General features: G+C 70.1%; 16 protein-coding genes and 1 riboswitch. Of the genes, 4 read left to right on the top strand and 12 right to left on the bottom strand.

Annotated features, from left to right (window positions below; translation table 11 throughout):
- Positions 1-138 precede the first annotated feature (138 nt).
- From uca to PKO50_RS19555, 6 genes are all read right to left on the bottom strand, one after another.
- Positions 139-3,777, bottom strand: coding sequence for an urea carboxylase (gene uca, locus PKO50_RS19580; RefSeq protein ID WP_109934308.1), 3,639 nt, complete (start codon positions 3,775-3,777; stop codon positions 139-141).
- Positions 3,778-4,042: 265 nt separating this feature from the next.
- A complete protein-coding gene (locus PKO50_RS19575; RefSeq protein WP_109934307.1) occupies positions 4,043-4,678 on the bottom strand; it encodes an urea amidolyase associated protein UAAP2 in 636 nt (211 codons plus the stop codon).
- A 24-nt stretch (positions 4,679-4,702) separates the two neighbouring features.
- Positions 4,703-5,431 (bottom strand): urea amidolyase associated protein UAAP1, encoded by a 729-nt coding sequence (locus PKO50_RS19570; RefSeq protein ID WP_109934306.1) that lies wholly within the window; start codon positions 5,429-5,431, stop codon positions 4,703-4,705.
- Positions 5,432-5,440: 9 nt separating this feature from the next.
- Positions 5,441-6,247, bottom strand: a complete 807-nt coding sequence (locus tag PKO50_RS19565; protein WP_109934305.1) for an ABC transporter ATP-binding protein — start codon at positions 6,245-6,247, stop codon at positions 5,441-5,443.
- Positions 6,244-7,059 carry an ABC transporter permease gene (locus tag PKO50_RS19560; protein WP_275626974.1) on the bottom strand — a complete coding sequence of 272 codons (816 nt, stop codon included), beginning with the start codon at positions 7,057-7,059 and terminating at the stop codon, positions 6,244-6,246. The genes PKO50_RS19565 and PKO50_RS19560 overlap by 4 nt, the downstream gene beginning before the upstream one ends.
- A 129-nt stretch (positions 7,060-7,188) precedes the next feature.
- Positions 7,189-8,253, bottom strand: a complete 1,065-nt coding sequence (locus tag PKO50_RS19555; RefSeq protein WP_275626973.1) for a putative urea ABC transporter substrate-binding protein — start codon at positions 8,251-8,253, stop codon at positions 7,189-7,191.
- Positions 8,254-8,309: 56 nt separating this feature from the next.
- A riboswitch (guanidine-I (ykkC/yxkD leader) is annotated at positions 8,310-8,408 on the bottom strand.
- 249 nt (positions 8,409-8,657) lie between these two features.
- Between PKO50_RS19555 and PKO50_RS19550 the strand changes: the two genes are divergently transcribed.
- Both PKO50_RS19550 and PKO50_RS19545 read left to right on the top strand, forming a co-directional pair.
- Positions 8,658-8,903 carry a DUF1145 domain-containing protein gene (locus PKO50_RS19550; protein ID WP_109934302.1) on the top strand — a complete coding sequence of 82 codons (246 nt, stop codon included), beginning with the start codon at positions 8,658-8,660 and terminating at the stop codon, positions 8,901-8,903.
- A 108-nt stretch (positions 8,904-9,011) separates the two neighbouring features.
- Positions 9,012-9,173 carry a hypothetical protein gene (locus PKO50_RS19545; protein WP_177412063.1) on the top strand — a complete coding sequence of 54 codons (162 nt, stop codon included), beginning with the start codon at positions 9,012-9,014 and terminating at the stop codon, positions 9,171-9,173.
- 30 nt (positions 9,174-9,203) lie between these two features.
- Here the strand turns inward: PKO50_RS19545 and PKO50_RS19540 are convergent, their stop codons facing one another.
- Entirely contained in the window at positions 9,204-10,133 is a 930-nt protein-coding gene (locus PKO50_RS19540) for a LysR family transcriptional regulator (protein WP_275626972.1), read from the bottom strand.
- A 100-nt stretch (positions 10,134-10,233) separates the two neighbouring features.
- Between PKO50_RS19540 and PKO50_RS19535 the strand changes: the two genes are divergently transcribed.
- Positions 10,234-12,219: an alkyl sulfatase dimerization domain-containing protein gene (locus PKO50_RS19535; protein WP_275626971.1), complete on the top strand. Its 1,986-nt coding sequence runs from the start codon at positions 10,234-10,236 to the stop codon at positions 12,217-12,219.
- A 584-nt stretch (positions 12,220-12,803) separates the two neighbouring features.
- Here the strand turns inward: PKO50_RS19535 and PKO50_RS19530 are convergent.
- From PKO50_RS19530 to PKO50_RS19510, 5 genes are all read right to left on the bottom strand, one after another.
- Positions 12,804-13,445, bottom strand: coding sequence for an NAD(P)-dependent oxidoreductase (locus PKO50_RS19530; RefSeq protein WP_275626970.1), 642 nt, complete (start codon positions 13,443-13,445; stop codon positions 12,804-12,806).
- 108 nt (positions 13,446-13,553) lie between these two features.
- Positions 13,554-14,444 carry a 3-hydroxyisobutyrate dehydrogenase gene (mmsB, locus tag PKO50_RS19525; protein WP_275626969.1) on the bottom strand — a complete coding sequence of 297 codons (891 nt, stop codon included), beginning with the start codon at positions 14,442-14,444 and terminating at the stop codon, positions 13,554-13,556.
- A gap of 64 nt (positions 14,445-14,508) precedes the next feature.
- Entirely contained in the window at positions 14,509-15,612 is a 1,104-nt protein-coding gene (locus PKO50_RS19520; protein ID WP_275626968.1) for an enoyl-CoA hydratase/isomerase family protein, read from the bottom strand.
- Between the two features lie 10 nt (positions 15,613-15,622).
- The gene (locus PKO50_RS19515; protein ID WP_109935257.1) at positions 15,623-16,441 is read right to left on the bottom strand and encodes an enoyl-CoA hydratase; all 819 of its coding nucleotides are present in this window, start codon (positions 16,439-16,441) and stop codon (positions 15,623-15,625) included.
- A gap of 280 nt (positions 16,442-16,721) precedes the next feature.
- Positions 16,722-17,885 carry an isobutyryl-CoA dehydrogenase gene (locus tag PKO50_RS19510; protein ID WP_275626967.1) on the bottom strand — a complete coding sequence of 388 codons (1,164 nt, stop codon included), beginning with the start codon at positions 17,883-17,885 and terminating at the stop codon, positions 16,722-16,724.
- A 142-nt stretch (positions 17,886-18,027) separates the two neighbouring features.
- Between PKO50_RS19510 and PKO50_RS19505 the strand changes: the two genes are divergently transcribed.
- A complete protein-coding gene (locus PKO50_RS19505; RefSeq protein ID WP_275626966.1) occupies positions 18,028-18,909 on the top strand; it encodes an AraC family transcriptional regulator in 882 nt (293 codons plus the stop codon).

Raw genomic sequence — 18,909 nt, 5'->3', positions numbered from 1 at the left:
GGTGTCGGGTTCGAACCACGGACCGGGCCGTGGTTGCAGGATGAATCGAATCTTCACCCCCGCTCCGAACGGCTCCCTCTCCCGCTTGCGGGAGAGGGCTGGGGAGAGGGGCTCTTTGCTCTTGCTTGGCGCGCCTGTTCAAGCCTCCTCCAGCACCACTACCCGCTGCCCCGCCCGCACCGGCGAGCCGGGCTGCACGCGGACCTCGCGGACCACGCCGTCGCGCGGGGCGGTCAGGGGGATCTCCATCTTCATCGACTCGAGGATCACCAGGGTGTCGCCGGCCTTGACGCTGGCGCCCTCGGCCACCTGCACCTGCCAGAGGTTGCCGGCGACGTGGCTTTCGATGGCGTGCTGGCCGGCGCCCAGGGGCGCGTCTTCGCCCAGTTCGGGGGCGACCTCCTCGCTGTCGAAGTGGGCCTGGCCGGAGGCGATCCAGCGTTGCCGCTCGGCGTCGAAGGCGGCGCGCTGGTGGCCGCGGAAGGCTTCGATGCTGTCGGCTTCGGCGGCGAGGAAGGCCTGGTAGTCAGCCAGGCACAGCTCGCTTTCCTCCACGCGCAGCGGGTAGCGGCCCAGCGGGAAGTCGCGGCGGATGCGCAGCAGTTCCTCGGCGCTCACCGGGTAGAAGCGGATCTGGTCGAAGAAGCGCAGCAGCCAGGGCTTGCCGGCGAAGGCCGCGACCTCGCGGTAGCGGTTCCACATCTGCAGGGTGCGGCCGACGAACTGGTAGCCGCCGGGGCCTTCCATGCCGTACACGCAGAGGTAGGCGCCGCCGATGCCCACCGAGTTCTCGGCGGTCCAGGTGCGCGCCGGGTTGTACTTGGTGGTCACCAGGCGGTGGCGCGGGTCCAGCGGGGTGGCCACCGGGGCGCCCAGGTAGACGTCGCCCAGGCCCATGACCAGGTAGCTGGCCTCGAACACCGTGCGGTACACCGCCTCCAGGTCCGGCAGTTCGTTGATGCGGCGGATGAACTCCAGGTTGCTCGGGCACCAGGGCGCGTCCTTGCGCACCGTGGTCATGTATTTCTCGATGGCCAGCTGGCAGGCCGGGTCGTCCCAGGACAGCGGCAGGTGGACGATCCGCGAGGGTACCTTGAGGTCGCGCGCCGCGCAGACTTCGTCCCACAGCCCGGCGACGGTTTCCAGCAGTTGCGCCAGGGACAGCGTCTCGGGCTGGTAGTGCACCTGCAGCGAGCGGATGCCCGGGGTGAGGTCGATCACCCCGGGCAGCGCCAGGGCTTCCAGGGCCTGCATCAGCGCGTGGGCGCGGAAGCGCAGCACCAGGTCCAGCTCGGGCTGGCCGATCTCCAGCAGCAGGTGGGTGTCGCCGGCGAGGCGGGCGACCAGGCGGGTGTCGGCCTGGCCGAGGTCGAGGACGATGGGGGAGGTCAGCGCTGCTGCTCTTGTAGGAGCGAGGGGGGCGCCCCAGCTCTTGCTCGCGAACGGTTCGGCATCGGCATCGGGTTCGCGAGCAAGCTCGCTCCTACGAAGAGCGGCCAGGGCGCGGGCGGTGGGGATGTCTACGGGTTCGAAACGCACCTTGTCGCCAGCCTTGAGCTGGCCGAGTTGCCAGAGGTCGGCCTCGATCACCGTCACCGGGCAGACGAAGCCGCCCAGGCTGGGGCCGTCGGGGCCGAGGATCACCGGCATGTCGCCGGTGAAGTCCACCGCGCCTATGGCGTAGGGGTTGTCGTGGATGTTCGACGGGTGCAGGCCGGCCTCGCCGCCGCTGTCGCGCACCCATTCCGGTTTCGGCCCGATCAGCCGCACGCCGGTGCGGCTGGAGTTGAAGTGGACTTCCCAGGCGGTGGCGAAGAAGGTCTGGATGTACGCCGGGGTGAAGTATTCCGGCGCGCCGTGGGGGCCGTAGATGACGCGGATGCGCCGCAGCGCCGGCAGCTCGGTGCGCAGTTCGGCGGGCAGGCTCTGGCCATGGCGGGCGTCGGAGAGCGGCGCCAGGTGCAGCACGTCGCCGGCGCGCAGGGCGCGGCCGCCGTGGCCGCCGAACTGGCCGAGGGTGAAGGTGCTCTTGCTGCCGAGGTAGTCCGGCAGCTGCAGGCCGCCGCGCAGGCACAGGTAGCTGCGCGCTCCGGCGCCGGCGATGGCGCCGAGGCTGAGGGTGGTGCCGGCGGGGATGAACAGGCTGGTGTCCATGGGCTGTTCGCGGCCGTCCAGCTGCACGGCGAGGGGCGCGCCGGTGACGGCCACCACGGCGTCGGTGTTGAAGCGCAGGGTCGGGCCGCTGAGGGTGATCTCCAGCGCCGCCGCGCCCTCGGGGTTGCCCAGCAGGCGGTTGCCCAGGCGCAGCGCGCGGTCGTCCATCGGCCCCGAGGGCGGCACGCCCACGGCCCAGTAGCCGAGGCGACCGGGGTAGTCCTGGACGCTGGTCTGGGTGCCGGCGGAGAGGACTTCGAGAGTCTCGGCGCGGTAGCGCAGGCCCTCCAGGCAGCGGGTCCAGGGCGAGCCGCTGGCGAAGGGGGCGTCGGCGATGATCTGGCGCAGGTAGGCGCGGTTGCTTTCCACGCCGTACAGCAGGGTTTCGGCCAGGGCCTGGTCCAGCGCGGTGCTGGCGTCGGCGCGGCTGGGCGCCCAGGCGATCAGCTTGGCGATCATCGGGTCGAAGTAAGGCGGAATCTCGCAGCCGGCCTCGACCCAGGTGTCGATGCGCAGGGCCTGGCCGTCGGCCGGCGGGAAGGCGACCGCGGTGAGCAGGCCGGGGCTGGGCTGGAAGTCGCGGCCCGGGTCCTCGGCGTACAGCCGCGCCTGGATGGCATGGCCCGAGGGCTCGAGTGCGGCGGCCAGTTCGCCCAGCGGCGGCAGTTCGCCGGCCGCCAGCTCGATCATCCAGCGCACCAGGTCGACGCCCCAGACCTGCTCGGTGACGCCGTGCTCCACCTGCAGGCGGGTGTTCACTTCGAGGAAGTAGAAGCGCTCGGCCTCGCTGTCGTAGACGAACTCCACGGTGCCGGCGCTGCGGTAGCTGACCGCCCTGGCCAGCTTGATCGCCGCCGCGCAGAGTTCGTCGGCCATGCCGGCCGGCAGGTTCGGCGCCGGGGTTTCCTCCAGCACCTTCTGGTTGCGCCGCTGCACCGAGCAGTCGCGCACGCCGAGGGCGACGACCTCGCCGGCGCCATCGCCGAACACCTGCACCTCCAGGTGGCGGGCGCGCTGGATGTACTTCTCGATGAACACCCCGGCGTCGCTGAAGTTGTTCTGCCCCAGGCGCTTCACCGCGTCGAAGGCGTCCACCAGTTCCTGCGCCGAACGGCACACGCGCATGCCGATGCCGCCGCCGCCGGCGGTGCTCTTGAGCATCACCGGGTAGCCGACCTGCTCGCCGGCGGCGAGGGCGGCGTCGAGGTCTTCCAGCAGGTCGGTGCCTTCGAGCATCGGCACGCCCTGTTCGCGGGCCAGGGCGCGGGCGGTGTGCTTCAGGCCGAATAGCCGCAACTGCTCCGGGGTGGGGCCGACGAAGGCGATGCCGGCGGCCTCGCAGGCTTCGGCGAAGGCGGCGTTCTCGGAGAGGAAGCCGTAGCCGGGATGGATGGCCGTGGCGCCGCTTTCGCGGGCGGCGGCGAGGATTTTCTCGACCGCGAGGTAAGTGCCGGCGGCGGGGCCGGCGCCCAGCTCGAAGGCCTCGTCGGCCTGCTGCACGTGCAGGCTGGCGGCATCGGCTTCGGCATAGACCGCCACGCCGCCTACGCGCAGTTCACGAAGCGTCCGCAGGATGCGGCAGGCGATGGCGCCGCGGTTGGCGATCAGGAGCTTGTCGAACATGAGGAAATCCCCATGGGGTGGCGGGCCGTCCCGCCGTCAGTCGGTGTGCACCACGGTCGTCCGTGGAGCTGACGCTTTTGTAGGAGCGAGCTTGCTCGCGAACCGGATTAGCGCCGGGGTGTCAGGGGAGCTTGTTCGCGAGCAAGCTCGCTCCTACGAAGGGCGGTTCGGAGCGCGGGGCTGCATTGTCCCGAGCGGCTCTGGCACAGCAGCCACAACCAGCGCCGAACCGCTTGCAGCCTGCCGCTTGCAGCTTGCCGCCGCCCTAGTCCCATACCAGCAACTCCGCCGGCGTCGGGTTCCAGCCGTTGCACGGGTTGTTCAGCTGCGGGCAGTTGGAGATCAGCACGATGATGTCCATGTGCGCGAGCAGCTCGACGTACTTGCCGGCGCCGGAGATGCCGTCCTCGAAGGTCAGGCCGCCTTCGGCGGTGACCGGCACGTTCATGAAGAAGTTGATGTTGTGGCTGATGTCGGCCTTGCCCAGGCGGCCGTCGTGCAGGGCCGCGCGCAGGAAGTTGTCGCGGCAGCTGTGCATGTAGCGCTTGTCCAGGGCGTAGCGCACGGTGTTGCTTTCCTGGGCGCAGGCGCCGCCGAGGGTGTCGTGGCGGCCGCAGGTGTCGGCGACGATGGTCAGCATCGGGTTGCCGAGGTTGGAGTAGAGCACGCTGCCGGTGGACAGGTAGACGCTGCCCTGTTTGCGCAGGGTGCGCTGCACGTCGTAGCGCTCGCGCGGGTTGCCGGCGTTGTAGAACAGGGTGTCGACCGCCTGGTTGCCTTCCAGGTCGAGGATGCGCAGGGTCTGACCGGCCTTGAGTTCGGTGAGGCTGGGTTCGCCGGCGGCGATCGGGGTGCGCGAGACGGCGGCTTCGGGGTGCTTGGCGCTGTGGGTGATGGGCATGCAAGTGTCCTCTGTCTCTTCCAATCAGATGAACAGGCGTTCGGTGTTGTGGAAGCCGCGGCCGTTTTCCGCGCGCGAGGTGCGGCAGAGCACGCTGATGCCGTCGGACTCGACCTTGTGCCAGCTCAGGCCGATGGGCTTGGGCGCGTATTGCGGGTTCGGGTCCAGCGGGTGCTGCAGGGCGGTGAGCACCACCAGGGTGTCCATCGGCGCGTACAGCTCGACGTAGTCGCCGGCCTGCGAGTTGCCCGCGGCGAAGCGGAAGCAGCCGTCGGCGTCGACGTCCACCCGGCTGAACAGGTTCAGGCACATCAGCAGGTCCTGCAGGCGCATGTCCCACTTGCCCATTTCCACCAGCAGGTTGTCCACGCCGTTGCGGTGGAAGCCGTTGCGCAGTTCCTGGTAGCGGCCCTGGCCGTACTTCTCCAGCACCTCGGCGGCGTTGAGCACGCCGCCGAAGCTGTCGTGCCAGCCGCAGCTGTCGGCGGTGATGGCCGCCAGCACCCGGCCCATGTCCGAGTACAGGCAGTGGCCGGCGGTCAGCCTGGCGGTGTGCTGGGCCTTGAGGCTGTCGGGCAGGTTCAGCCGTTCGCTTTTCTCCTGGGCGTTGAACAGCAGCAGGCTGAGGTTGCCGCCGCCTTCGAGGTCGGTCAGGCGCAGCAGCTGGCCGCGCTTGAGGACGAAGGAGGTGTGGCCGCCGCCGGGGACGGTTTCTTCGTAGAGGGTGGGACGCAGGGCGAGGGATGCGGGCATGGGGGTTCCTCAGTAGGCCGGGGTGATCACCGGCGCGGCCGGCTGCTCCAGGCGCGCCGCCAGGGGCGCGGGGAGCTGGCTGCGGGCGAGGCGGCGGTCGGCGTTGAGCGGGATGTCGTAGGTGATGCGCGCGCCGTAGGCGTTGGGCGCCTGCGGGTCGTGGCGGACCTTGTCGAAGACCAGCAGGCGGGTGCCCAGGCTGAAGCCCTCGGCGAGGTCGTGGGTGACCATGAAGACGGTCAGCCGGGTTTCCTGCCAGAGCTGCAGCAGCAGCTCGTGCATGTCCTTGCGGATGCCCGGGTCGAGGGCGCCGAAGGGTTCGTCCAGCAGCAGCACGCGGGGCTTCATCACCAGCGCCTGGGCGATGGCCAGGCGCTGCTGCATGCCGCCGGAAAGCGCGCTGGGGTATTTGTCCAGGGCGTGGCCGAGGCCGACTTTCTGCAGCAGCGCGGCGGCTTCCTCGCGGGCCTGGCGCTTGGCCGCGCCGAACAGCCGGCCGAGCAGCTTCGCCCGTGGCAGTTCCAGGCCCAGGGCGACGTTGTCGAGCACGCTCAGGTGCGGGAACACCGAGTAGCGCTGGAACACCACGCCGCGGCTCGGGTCGGGTTCGGCGGCCAGGCGCTTGCCGTCCAGCAGCAGTTCGCCGCGGCTGGGGCGTTCCTGGCCGAGCAGCAGGCGCAGGAAGGTCGACTTGCCGCAGCCGGAGGCGCCGACCAGGGTGCAGAACTCGCCCTCGGCGACGCTCAGGTTCAGGCGTTCGAGGATGACGTTGTCGGCGTACTCCTGCCAGACGTTCCTCACGTCGATGAAGCTCATGCCTTGCCTCCTTCGTACCAGGGGAAGGCGCGCCGGGTGAGCAGGCGCAGGGCCCAGTCCATCAGCCAGGCGAGCAGGGTGATCCACAGCACGTAGGGCAGGATCACGTCCATGGCCAGGTAGCGGCGCACGAGGAAGATGCGGTAGCCCAGGCCGTCGGTGGCGGCGATGGCCTCGGCGGCGATGAGGAACAGCCAGGCCGAGCCGAGCATCAGCCGCAGCGAGACCAGCAGGCGCGGCAGCAGCTGCGGCAGCACCACGCGCAGGATCAGCGTCCAGGTGCTGGCGCCGAGGGTCTGCGCCTTGATCAGCAGCTCGCCGGGGATTTCCCGGGCGCGCTGCTCGATGTCGCGGGCGATGCACGGGGCGATGCCGATGACGATCAGCACCACCTTGGACAGCTCGCCCAGGCCGAAGACGATGAACAGTACCGGCAGGATCGCCAGCGGCGGGATCATCGACAGCACCGTGAGCAGCGGCGACAGCGGCGCGCCGAACAGCGGCACGCTGCCGGCGGCGATGCCCAGCACCAGGCCGAGCAGGGCAGCGATGCCCAGGCCCAGGGCCAGGCGCTGCAGGCTGGCGCCGGTATCGCCCCAGAACAGCACTTCGCCGGTGCGCTTGTCTTCGCTGAACGCCAGGCGCTCGACGGCGTCGACCATCTGCGCGGCGCTGGGCAGCAGCTTGTCGTTGGGGTTTTCCGCCAGCCGCGTCGCCGAGCCGGTGAGGTAGGCGAACAGCAGCAGGGCGAAGGGCAGCAGCACCAGGAACAGGCGGCCGCCGCGCTGGGGGTGGAGGTTGATCAGGCGCATGGTTCCCTACCTGTCTGTCGGGGGTTGCTTCCTGTAGGAGCGAGCTTGCTCGCGAACCCGCTTGATGCCTTGGGTGCGGGGGCGTTCGCGAGCAAGCTCGCTCCTACGAAAAGCGTGAGCGTTGGCGCGTCAGAGCTTGCCGTCGGCCGCCAGCTGCACGTAGCTCGGGTCGAAGCGCAGCTTGAGGTTGCCGGCGTCGCCGTAGCTGGCGCCGCCGGCGAAGCTCATGCCCACCGCGTCGGCGCTCTTGGCGCCCTCGCCGAGCAGGCCGTGGGCGAAGGAGAACCTGGCGACGCGCTGCATGGTTTCCGCCAGCGCCGGGCTGGTGGCGAAGGCCAGGGCTTCGGCCGGGGTGGCGAACAGCTTGGTGGTGGCCAGCTGCGCCTGGTAGCCGGCGAGGTCGGTGCCGGAGGCCTTGGCCATGTGTTCCAGGGCCGCCTTGCCTTGCGCGTCCTCGGCCTTCATCAGCGCCACCGTCTCGAACCAGGCGCCGGCCAGGGCCTTGCCCAGGGCCGGGTTGTCCTTCAGCGTCTGGCTGTTGACCACCATCATGTCCATGATCTCGCCGGGCACCTTGCTGGAATCGAACACCTCGCTGGTGCCGGGCTTGGCGCGGGCTTCGGCGAGCATCGGGTTCCAGGTGGTCACCGCCTGCACCTGGTCGGTGTTGAAGGCCGCGGCGATGTCGGCGTCGGAGGTGTTGACGGTCTTGATGTCCTTCTCGCTCAGCCCGGCGGATTCCAGGGCGCGGGCGAGCAGGTAGTGGGACACCGACAGCTCCACCAGGTTGATGTCCAGGCCCTTGAGGTCGGCGACGCTCTTGCCCTCGCCCTTGACCACGATGCCGTCGTTGCCGTTGGAGAAGTCGCTGACGATCAGCGCGGTGGAGTCCACGCCGCCGGCGGCGGGGATGGTCAGGGCGTCCATGTTGGTCATGGTGCAGCCGTCGAACTGGCCGGCGGTGTACTGGTTGATCGACTCGATGTAGTCGTTGAGCTGGGTGACCTTGATGTGGATGCCGTACTTCTTCGCCCACTTGTCGACGATGCCGTGGCTGGCGGCGTATTCCCAGGGCATCCAGCCGGCATAGATGGTCCAGCAGAGGTTGAAGCTGTCCTTGGGCGCGGCGGAGGCGCCGAGGCTTAGGGCTGTCAGGGCTGCGGCGAGCAGGGCGGGCAGACGGGGCTTGCGCATGGGGAACCTCCGGTTGGTTGTCGGGCGGGCAGGAGTCGGGCGGCTATGTCGCGCTCTTCTCCCGGGCTTTTGTCCCGCCGTGTAACCTCGCTGGAGGTCGATGGCTCTCGGACCAGTCGCTCGCTGCGCGAGCCGGAACCCTAGCCATCCATTTCGAATTGTGGTGCCGCCGGCCCGCGTTGGCGGGCGATTCCTGCACGTCGCGGACAAAGCGAGGGGCGTGCCAACTTCGCGCAGGGCCCATGGCAGAAGGGCCGGCTCCGCCGCGAAGAGGGTTTCGCCGCCCCGCCATGCGCCCTGATGAAGCACGCCGCCACATCCTGGTGCGCCAGTCGAAAGTCGGTGTCGGCCGGCGTGCGCGCCGCGGCAGACTGCGCGGACCATCCACTCCATCGGAGTCGCCCATGTCGCACCTGCTGTCCTTCGCCAAGGGCGCGCTGGCCATGTTCTGGCTGGCCGCCGCGGTCAACCTGCTGTACCCCTTCGGCGAGCTGTACCGCCCGCTGCTGCTGCTCTCGGTCGTGCTGCTGGTGGTGCACGCCGGCGAGGTGCTGCTGCTGGGCCGGCGCCTGAAGGCGCGCCCGCAACCCTGGCTGGAACGCCTGCAGGTGCTGTTCTTCGGCGTCCTGCACCTGCCTGCCCTGAGGTAAATAGGTGATTTACATAAGCTTTACCCTGCGGCCGGGCACCGCCGCCGGGGCGTCGGGTCTGATCGTATAAGCCGCTGATTCGAAGCGGATGCCGATCAGGAGTTAGCCATGCGTCGTCTTCTCGTTGCCCTGATGTTGTTCCTGCCGCTGTCCGGCTGCGTGGTCTACGAACACGACCACGGTGGCTGGCGCGGCGGCCACCGCTACTACGCGCCGCCTCCGCCGCCGCCGCGCTACGCGCCGGCCCCCGGCTACTACTGGCGTCGCTGATGCCATCGCTGACGGCACCCGAGGGTGCCGTCAGTCGTTCTGCGCCGGGCCCTCGGTGGGCTGGCCGTCGACCTCCAGCAGCCGTTCGACGAAGGCCTGCGCCGCCGGCGACAGGCTGCGGCTGGCGTGGCGCACCAGGCCGTAGGCCGAGCCGCGCAGCGCGGCGTCGCCGGCCTGGCGCGGCCAGGCCAGGGTGGCCAGGCGCCCGGCGGCGACGTCGGCGGCCACCACGTCGGCCACCGCCAGGCAGAGCACGTCGCTGCCGCGCACCAGTTCCTTGAGCATCAGCACGTCGTCGCACTGCACGTCCAGCGGCTGTTCGTGGCCCAGGGTGTGCGCCAGGCGCTGCTGGGCGTCGCGCGGCAGGCGCGGGCCGGCCAGCGGGTAGGCGCGCAGGTCGTCGATCGCCAGTGGCCCGCGGGCCAGCAGCGGGTGGCCGGGGCGGCAGAACAGCAGGCTGTCGTGCACCCGCAGCGGGTGGATATCCAGGCGCGGGTCGTCCTGCAGTTCGCGGCAGTCGGCGACGAACAGCTCCAGCTCGTCGTCCAGCAGGCGCCGGTGCAGGACCTGCCAGTTCTCGATGGCCAGCGCCACGCTGACCCGCGGGTGGGCCCGGCTGAAGGCCGCGAGGGTCTGCGGCAGCAGGCGCGCGGCGGGGAAGGGGCCGGCGCCCAGGCGCAGCTCGCCGGCCTCCAGGTTGCCCAGCTGGCTCACCGCGTTGTCCAGCGCGCGGCTGCCGGCCAGCAGCCGGCGGGCGTGCTCCAGCACCAGCCGGCCGTGGGCGGTGAGGCTGATGCCGCGCGGGTTGCGGTCCAGCAGGCGGCAGTCGAGCTGGCTTTCCAGGGCCTGGATGCTGCGCGAGAGCGCCGGCTGGCTGAGGTTCACCGCCTCGGCGGCGCGGGCGAAGTGGCCGTGTTCGGCGAGGGCGACGAAATGGCGGAGCTGGCGCAGGTCGGTCATGCTTGATTTGCATCGGAATTGATAAAGGAATGCATTGGAATTATGAGCATGCCTGCCGGCATAGTGCCAGGCATTCCCATAACAAGAACCGGAGTCTTCCATGCTGCGCCTTTCCGCCGCCGTCCTGCTGGCCGGCCTGTCGCCCATCCTGCTGGCCGCCGACGACCCCGCCGATGCGCCCAAGCCGCCCAGCGCCTTCACCGTGGCCTTGCAGCAGAAGGTGCGCGAGGCGCTGCCGTTCAGCGATCGCGCCGACTTCGCCCGCGTCGAGCAGGGCCTGATCAAGCGCCCGGAACAACTGGTGATCCGCAACGAGGACGGCAGCGTGGCCTGGCAACTGGGCGGCTTCGGCTTCCTCGACGCCGGCCAGGACATCGACAGCATCAACCCCAGCCTGCAGCGCCAGGCCCTGCTCAACCTCAAGTACGGGCTGTACAAGGTCGCCGACGGCATCTACCAGGTGCGCGGCTTCGACCTGGCCAACATCACCTTCGTCCAGGGCGACAGCGGCTGGATCGTCATCGACACCCTGACCACCCCGGCCACTTCCAGGGCGGCCTACGCCCTGGTCAGCCAGGAGCTGGGGCAGAAGCCGATCAAGGCGATCATCTACAGCCATGCCCACGTCGACCACTTCGGCGGGGTGAAGGGCCTGGTGAGCCAGGAGCAGGTGGACAAGGGCGAGGTGCAGATCATCGCGCCCAAGGGCTTCATGGAGTCGGCGATCAAGGAGAACGTGCTGGCCGGCAACGCCATGCTGCGCCGCGCCACCTACCAGTACGGCACCCAGCTGCCCCAGGGCCCGCGCGGCCTGGTCGACATGGCCATCGGCAAGGCCGTGGCCCACGGCCCCATGAGCCTGATCGCGCCGACCCGCACCATCGACAAGCCCGACGAGCAACTGCGCATCGACGGCGTCGACCTCGCCTTCCAGAACACCCCCGGCACCGAGTCGCCGTCGGAGATGAACGTCTGGCTGCCGAAGCAGAAGGCGCTGCTGATGGCCGAGAACGTCACCGGCACCCTGCACAACCTCTACACCCTGCGCGGCGCCGAGACCCGCGACGCGCTGGGCTGGAGCAAGTACATCAACGAGGCGCTGCACCGCTACGGCAACCAGGCCGAGGTGATGTTCGCCGTGCACAACTGGCCGCGCTGGGGCCACGACGACATCGTCCGCACCCTGGAGAAGCAGCGCGACCTCTACGGCTACCTCAACGACCAGAGCCTGCACCTGGCCAACCAGGGCGTGACCATCAACCAGATCCACGAGCGCTTCCAGCTGCCGCCGGAGCTGGCCAACGAGTGGTACAACCGCGGCTACCACGGCTCGGTCAGCCACAACGTGCGCGCGGTGGTGAACAAGTACCTGGGCTACTACGACGGCAACCCGGCCACCCTCAACCCGCTGGCGCCGGAGGATTCGGCGAAGAAGTACGTGGAGTTCATGGGCGGCGCCGAACATGTGCTGCAGATGGCGCAGAAGTCCTTCGACCAGGGCGAGTACCGCTGGGTGGTGGAGGTGGTCAACAAGCTGGTCTTCGCCGAGCCGGGCAACCAGGCCGCCCGCCGCCTGCAGGCCGACGCCCTGGAGCAGCTGGGCTACCAGGCGGAGAACGCCGGCTGGCGCAACAGCTACCTGGCCGCGGCGGACGAGCTGCGCCACGGCGTGCCGCGCGACCTGCCGCCGCTGAAGACCTCCAGCGCCGACGCCCTGGCGGCCATGGACACCGGCCTGCTGTTCGACTACCTGGGCGTGCGCCTGAACGCCGGCAAGGCCGAGGGCGAGGACTTCGCCATCAACCTGGTGCTGCCGGACATCGGCCAGGAATACCTGCTGGAGCTGAAGAACTCGCACCTGAACAACATCCGCGGGGTGCGCAGCGAGGACGCCGGGCAGACGGTGACCATCGACCGCGCCGACCTCAACCGCCTGCTGCTCAAGGAGGTCAACCCGCTGGTGCTGATCGCCCAGGGCAAGCTGAAGAGCTCGGGCAACCCGCTGCTGCTGGCCAAGCTGTTCGGCATGCTGGACGATTTCGACTTCTGGTTCGACATCGCCACGCCGGCGCAGCGCGAGGGGTGATCGCGTGGCTTTTCGTAGGAGCGAGCTTGCTCGCGAACGAACGCGGTGCCATGCGGTTCGCGAGCAAGAACTAGGCGTCCCCCTCGCTCCTACGAAGGGCGCATCGGCGTGGGGCTCCGGTGTTCCGGCCGGCGGCGGATAACCGCGAACGGTTATTCGCCCTACGCCGCCCCACCCGCGGTATTCCCCTGTAGGAGCGGACCCTGCGCGCGAATCGCGGGCAGGGCCCGCTCCTACAGTCCGCCGTGAGGCACGGCATTTCCCCGTAGGAGCGGACCTTGTCCGCGATGGCCGGAACCACCGGCGCGATTCGCGGATAAGATCCGCTCCTACGCCGCCCCGCCCGCGGTGTTCCCTTGTAGGAGCGCGCCCTGCGCGCGAATCGCGGGCAGGGCCCGCTCCTACAGTCCGCCGTGAGGCACGGCATTTCCCCGTAGGAGCGGACCTTGTCCGCGATGGCCGGAACCACCGGCGCGATTCGCGGATAAGATCCGCTCCTACGCCGCCCCGCCCGCGGTGTTCCCTTGTAGGAGCGCGCCCTGCGCGCGATATCGCGGGCAGGGCCCGCTCCTACATTGTTCCGCTCAATAGGCCACGGTGAACCGCTGGCGATGGTGGGCGGGGGTTTGCGCCTCGTCGAGCATGGCCACGGCCAGGTCGGGGAGGGAGATGCGGCTTTCGCCTTTGGCGTCGAACAGCACCTGGTCGCCGCCGATGCGGAACTTGCCGGTGCGCTGTTCGCCTTCCAGGAGCATGGCCGGGCTGAGGAAGGCCCAGTCCAGGTCCTTTTCGCCGCGCAGTTGGTCGAGGGCGTCGGCGGCGCCGAGGGCGCCCTGTTTCCAGGCTTCCGGGAACTCCGGGCTGTCCACCAGGCGCTGGCCGGGGACGATGTCCAGGCTGCCGGCGCCGCCGAGCACCAGCAGGCGCTTCACCCCGGCGGCCTTGGCGCCTTCGAGGATGGCGCGGCTGCCGCGGGCGTGGGCGGCGCGGATGTCCGGGTTGCCCCAGCCGGCGTTGAAGGCGCTGATGACCACGTCATGGCCGGCGACGGCCCTGGCCACCTGCGCGGCGTCGTAGACGTCCGCCTGCACGGCGCTGACGCCGGCGCGGCCGGCCAGTTTCGCCGGGTCGCGGACCAGGGCGGTCACCTCGTGGCCGCGGCGCAGGGCTTCTTCGAGGAAATAATGGCCGACGTGGCCGGTGGCACCGATCAGGGCGATCTTCATCTTGCGACTCCGTGGGAAAGGCCGTAGCACGGCGGGAAGGCGCCCATGATCGGCCACGCCCGGCGCGGGAAAAACCGGCCGGGCCGCCATGCACTCGTAAGCTGCGCTTCACAATCCCTGGTCGAACAGCTTCTGCACCACCGAGAAGTCCTTGTCGCCGAAGCCCTGCTTGAGCAGCAGGCGGTAGAGGCTGGTGGCCAGGCTGCCCAGGGGCGTGCTGTTGCCGGTGAGTTGCGCGGCCTCCTGGGCCAGGCCGAGGTCCTTGGCCATCAGCGCGCTGAGGAAGCCGCCTTCGTAGCCGCGCGAGGCCGGGGCGTTCTCCATCACCCCGGGCCAGGGGTTGTAGACCTCCAGCGCCCAGTTGCCGCCGGAGCTGCGCCGCATGATCTCGGACAGCACCAGCGGGTCCAGGCCGTTGGCCACGCCCAGGGCAAGGGATTCGGCGGTGCCGATCATGAGGATGGCCAGCAGCTGGTTGTTGCACACCTTGGCCACCTGCCCGGCGCCGTCGAGCCCTGCGTGGAAGATGTTGCGGCCCATGGCGGCGAAGATCGGCCTGGCCTTCTCCAGCACCTGGGCGTCGCCGCCGACCATGAAGGTGAGGGTGCCGGCCACGGCGCCGCCGACGCCGCCGGAGACCGGTGCGTCGAGCATGGGGATGCGGCGTTCGGCCGCCGCGTGGTGGACCTTGCGCGCCGAGGCCGGGGCGATGGTCGAGCATTCCAGCACCAGGGTGCCGGGGGCGATGTGCTGCAGCAGGCCCTGCTCGCCGAGGTAGAGCCCCTCGACGTGCTGGCTGGCCGGCAGCATGGTGATCACCACGTCGACGCCGTCCACCGCGTCGTGGGCGCTGCGCGCGGCGCTGGCGCCCAGCGGCACCAGGCCGTCGACGGCGCTCTGCACCAGGTCGAAGACCCGCAGCAGGTAACCGGCCTTGAGCAGGTTGGCGGCCATGGGCGCGCCCATGTGGCCGAGGCCGATGAAGGCTATCTGTTTCATCCGCGTTCTCCTCTGGTTGCCAGGGTGAACGCCGCGAGGCTCTCCTACGGGGAGGGGGCGGGGGCTACAGGTCCGCCAGCGGGTGCGCGCCCTCCCAGGTCGCCTCGAAATGCGCGTCCACCACAGCCTCAGGTATGGCAGCGATCTCCGGCCAGTGCCAGTGCGGCGTGTTGTCCTTGTCGATCAGCCGGGCGCGCACGCCTTCGGCGAACTCCGGGTGGCGGCAGCAGTTCAGGCTCATGGCGTACTCCATGCGGAACACTTCGGCGAGCGACGAATGGCGCGCGCGGCGGATCTGTTCCCAGACCAGCCGGGCGGTCAGCGGGCAGCCGCCGGCCAGGGTCCTGGCCGCCTTGGCCAGCAGCGGGTCGGCGTCGTTCTGCACGGCGGCCAGGGCCTGCCAGGCGTCGCTGGCGTCGGCCACGTCGAGCAACTGGTCCAGGCGTTCGCGGCGCGGCAGCAGCTGGGCCTCGGGCAGTTCGCCGCGGGCCTCGTGCTCCAGGGCGCGGAGCAGGCTGTGCAGCTGCACCTCCGGCTGTTCGCGCCAGTTCAGCTGGACCAGGCCGGTGAGCAGGACCTCCTGCTGGCCGTCGAGCAGGAAGCGGTCGGCCAGGTCCAGGTCCAGCGCGTCGCGGGCGTTCATCTGGGTGGCGCCCAGGCCGAGGAACAGCCCCAGGCGCCCCGGCAGGCGGGCGAGGAACCAGCTGGCGCCGACGTCCGGGTACAGGCCGATGCTCACCTCCGGCATGGCCAGGCGGCTGGACGGGGTGACGATGCGCACCCCGGCGCCCTGCATTAGGCCCATGCCGCCGCCCATGACGTAGCCGTGGGCCCAGCAGATCAGCGGCTTGCCGTAGGTGTGGATGAGGTGGTCGAGGCGGTATTCGTCGGCGAAGAAGCGCCGCGCCAGCTCCGGCACCTCGCCGGGGTGCTCGCGGCAGGCGTCGACCAGCTTGCGCACGTCGCCGCCGGCGCAGAAGGCCTTGGCGCCCGCGCCGCGCAGCAGCACGCAGGCGATGTGCGGGTCGTCGCGCCAGATCTTCAGGCGCTGCAGCAGCGCCTCGATCATCGGCAGGCTGAGGGCGTTGAGGCTCTTCTCCGCGTCCAGCGTCGCGATGCCGATGCGAAAGCCGTGCAGGCCGTGGCGTTCCTCGAAAAGTACGTTCATGGGGCGGTCCTTACTTGTTGCGCCAGTTCGGTTCGCGTTTCTCCAGGAAGGCGTTGACGCCCTCGCGGGTGTCGTCGGCGTCGAACAGGTCGACGAAGCGCTCGCGCTCCTCCGGCAGCCAGGTGTTCGGGCCGCGCTCGCGGGCGCCCTGGATCAGCGGTTTGATGGTGCGCACCGCCACCGGGCTCTGCCGCGCCACCTTGGCCGCCAGCAGCAGGGCGGTGCCGCGCGCCTCGCCGCTGTCCACCACCTGTTCCACCAGGCCGATGCGCAGGGCGGTGTCGGCGTCCACCCGCTCGCCGCAGAGGATCATGCGCTTGGCCCAGCCTTCGCCCACCAGCCAGGCCAGCGCCTGGGTGCCGCCGGCGCAGGGCAGCAGGCCCACCGCGGCCTCGGGCAGGGCCATCTGGGCGTGGCGCTCGGCGATGCGGATGTCGCAGGCCAGGGCGCATTCCAGGCCGCCGCCCATGGCGTAGCCGTTGACCGCGGCGATGGACACGCCGCGGAAGTCGCGCAGGGCCTCGAAGGCTTCGCCGAAGCGCCGGGCCATCTCGCGGGCGCGGGCCTTGTCGCCGTCGGCGAACATGTTCAGGTCGGCGCCGGCGGAGAAGAACTTCGGCCCCTGGCCAGTGATCACCAGGGCGTAGATGTCGTCGTCGCGGTTGAGGTGCTCGATGAGCTGGCGCAGGCCGATCAGCGAGTCGCGGTCCCAGGTGTTGGCCGGCGGGTGGTTGATGGTGATGAGCGCGGTGTGGCCGTGCTTCTCCACGGTGAGCTTGTGGGTCAGGTCGAAGTGGCCGGGCTTGTAGGGTTCGACGGCGGTGCTCATGGGGTTCTCCTTGGCAGGGCGCGGGCCGTGGCCGGCGCCGGTGTATGCGGGGACTCTAGGGGGCCCGGGCCTGGGCGTCCATGTCCGTTGCGTTCGGATTGGACCGCGTGGCCGGGCGTTTTTTCCATTTATCTGCGCGGTGCTTTTCGTGGCATGGGTATCGCTTCGCTCGACCCATCCTACGGGGCTGCACGTCTTGTCGTAGGAGCGGACTCCGTCCGCGATGGCCACGGCGCGGCGCCGATCGCGGATGAATCCGCTCCTACGAAGATCAAAGGCGCTACAGCAAACGGTCGAGCATGCCGCCCTGGTCCAGCAGGCGGCGCGCGACTATCACCCGCATGATCTCGTTGGTGCCTTCGAGGATCTGGTGCACGCGGCTGTCGCGCACCCAGCGCTCCAGCGGGTAGTCGTTGAGGTAGCCGTAGCCGCCGTGCAGCTGCAGCGCCTCGTTGCACAGGGCGAAGCAGCGGTCGGTGGCGAAGCGCTTGGCCATGGCGCAGTACAGCGTCGCCTCGGCGTCCCTGTGGTCCAGCTTGTGCGCGGCCAGGCGCACCATCTGGCGGCTGGCGGTGAGGTCGGTGAGCATGTCGGCCAGCTTGAACTGCAGGGCCTGGAACTCGGCCAGGGCCTTGCCGAACTGCTTGCGTTCCTCGACGTAGCGCAGCGACTGCTCCAACGCCGCCTGGGCCGCGCCCAGGGAGCAGCTGGCGATGTTCAGGCGGCCGCCGTCCAGGCCCTTCATGGCGTAGACGAAGCCCTGGCCCTCGGGGCCGATGCGGTTGCCCGCCGGGATGCGCACGCCCTCGAAGGTGATGGTGCGGGTGGGCTGGGCCTTCCAGCCCATCTTGTCCTCGTTGCGGCCGTAGCGGATGCCCTCGGCGTTGGCCGGCACCAGGAAGCAGGAGATGCCCTTGGCGCCGTCCGCGCCGGTGCGCGCCATGACGATCAGCACGTCGGTGGAGCCGGCGCCGGAGATGAAGGTCTTGGCGCCGTCCAGCACGTACTCCTCGCCGTCGCGGCGGGCGCGGGTGCGCAGGTGGGCGGCGTCGGAGCCGGCGTCCGGCTCGGTGAGGCAGTAGGAGGCCAGCGACTCGCCGCCGATCAGCCCGGGCAGCCACTGCTCCTTGAGCGCGGCGTCGCCGAAGCTGGCGAGCATCCAGGTGGCCATGTTGTGGATGGTGATGTAGGCGGTGGTGGCCACGCAGCCGGCGGCCAGTTGCTCGAAGATCAGCGATGCGGACAGCCGAGACAGGCCCAGGCCGCCGTCGTCCTCGCTGATGTAGAGGCCCAGGTAGCCCTGCTCGGCGGCGCGGCGGATGACGTCCACCGGGAAGTGGTGCTCGCGGTCCCAGTCCGCGGCGTGCGGCGCCAACTCGTGGCGGGCGAAGGCCCTGGCGCTTTCCACCAGCAGGCGCTGTTCTTCGCTGAGATCGAATTCCATGGAGCTTCCTCGGTTTGTTCTTGTGAAGTGGGACAGCCTGCCACGGTTATAGCGCGAGCCGGGCCCCGCTGTGGATTGACGATCTTGCCCCGGGGATGGACGATCTTGGCATTGGATCGACTTCATCGAGGTACTCGTCCGCATGTCCGGCAGCCCGCTTCTCTCGGCCTGGCCCCTGCCGCAGCAGGGCGTCCGCTTCATCACCCCGCCGCGCCTGCGCCGCGCCCTGGCGCGGCACCCGCTGGGCCAGGCCTGCTACCCGCTGGCGCTGGGCTATTACCCGGCCGCCGCCGGGCACCGCATGGAGCGCCAGGCGCCGGACGACCACCTGCTGATCTACTGCAGCGCCGGGGAGGGCTGGCTGGAGACGGTGGATGGACGATTCGAGGTGCTCGCCGGCGACCTGCTGGTGCTGCCCCGGGGGCGCGTGCATGCCTATGGCGCGGCGGTCGAGCGGCCCTGGTCGATCTACTGGGTGCACCTGGACGGCGCCCTGGCCGAGGAGTTCCTGCGCCCGCTGGGCTCCTCGCCGCGCCTGCGGGTGGGCGTGCAGCCGCGCCTGCGCGGGGAGTTCGACGCGCTGCTGGCGCTGCGCCGCCAGGGCCTGAGCCTGCCGCACTTCATCCATGCCGCGCACCTGCTGCAGGCCCTGCTGACCTCCCTGGCGCTGCGCCCGGTGCGGGCGCGGCTGAAGTCCGGCGCGGTGCTGGACATCGAGGCGGTGCAGGCGCTGATGCGCGAGCACCTGGACAGCAGCCTCAACCTCGACGAGCTGGCCGCGCAGTTCCGCCTGTCGCGCTTCCATTTCGCCAAGACCTACCGCGCCCTGACCGGCCAGGCGCCGATCCAGGACTTCATCCGGCTGAAGATGACCCACGCCTGCCGCCTGCTCGACCAGGGCCACCTGGAAGTGCGCCAGGTGGCCGAGCAGCTCGGCTACGCCGACGCCTATTACTTCTCGCGGCTGTTCAAGCGGGTGGTGGGGATGGCGCCCAGTCACTACCGGGCGCTGCACCAGGGGTAG

It is taken from the genome of Pseudomonas sp. 273, assembly GCF_029201425.1.
In the GTDB taxonomy this organism is placed as follows: domain Bacteria; phylum Pseudomonadota; class Gammaproteobacteria; order Pseudomonadales; family Pseudomonadaceae; genus Pseudomonas; species Pseudomonas delhiensis.
The sequence above is the reverse complement of the archived record's forward strand: the minus strand, read 5'-3'. Positions and strand labels throughout refer to the sequence as shown.

Coding starts and splice junctions, on each gene's coding strand:
- PKO50_RS19510 (WP_275626967.1), bottom strand. CDS start 17,885: ATGGAATTCGATCTCAGCGAAGAACAGCGCCTGCTGGTGGAAAGCGCC.
- PKO50_RS19505 (WP_275626966.1), top strand. CDS start 18,028: ATGTCCGGCAGCCCGCTTCTCTCGGCCTGGCCCCTGCCGCAGCAGGGC.
- PKO50_RS19565 (WP_109934305.1), bottom strand. CDS start 6,247: ATGAGCTTCATCGACGTGAGGAACGTCTGGCAGGAGTACGCCGACAAC.
- PKO50_RS19550 (WP_109934302.1), top strand. CDS start 8,658: ATGTCGCACCTGCTGTCCTTCGCCAAGGGCGCGCTGGCCATGTTCTGG.
- PKO50_RS19575 (WP_109934307.1), bottom strand. CDS start 4,678: ATGCCCATCACCCACAGCGCCAAGCACCCCGAAGCCGCCGTCTCGCGC.
- PKO50_RS19540 (WP_275626972.1), bottom strand. CDS start 10,133: ATGACCGACCTGCGCCAGCTCCGCCATTTCGTCGCCCTCGCCGAACAC.
- PKO50_RS19535 (WP_275626971.1), top strand. CDS start 10,234: ATGCTGCGCCTTTCCGCCGCCGTCCTGCTGGCCGGCCTGTCGCCCATC.
- PKO50_RS19555 (WP_275626973.1), bottom strand. CDS start 8,253: ATGCGCAAGCCCCGTCTGCCCGCCCTGCTCGCCGCAGCCCTGACAGCC.
- uca (WP_109934308.1), bottom strand. CDS start 3,777: ATGTTCGACAAGCTCCTGATCGCCAACCGCGGCGCCATCGCCTGCCGC.
- PKO50_RS19545 (WP_177412063.1), top strand. CDS start 9,012: ATGCGTCGTCTTCTCGTTGCCCTGATGTTGTTCCTGCCGCTGTCCGGC.
- mmsB (WP_275626969.1), bottom strand. CDS start 14,444: ATGAAACAGATAGCCTTCATCGGCCTCGGCCACATGGGCGCGCCCATG.
- PKO50_RS19520 (WP_275626968.1), bottom strand. CDS start 15,612: ATGAACGTACTTTTCGAGGAACGCCACGGCCTGCACGGCTTTCGCATC.
- PKO50_RS19530 (WP_275626970.1), bottom strand. CDS start 13,445: ATGAAGATCGCCCTGATCGGTGCCACCGGCCACGTCGGCCATTATTTC.
- PKO50_RS19570 (WP_109934306.1), bottom strand. CDS start 5,431: ATGCCCGCATCCCTCGCCCTGCGTCCCACCCTCTACGAAGAAACCGTC.
- PKO50_RS19560 (WP_275626974.1), bottom strand. CDS start 7,059: ATGCGCCTGATCAACCTCCACCCCCAGCGCGGCGGCCGCCTGTTCCTG.
- PKO50_RS19515 (WP_109935257.1), bottom strand. CDS start 16,441: ATGAGCACCGCCGTCGAACCCTACAAGCCCGGCCACTTCGACCTGACC.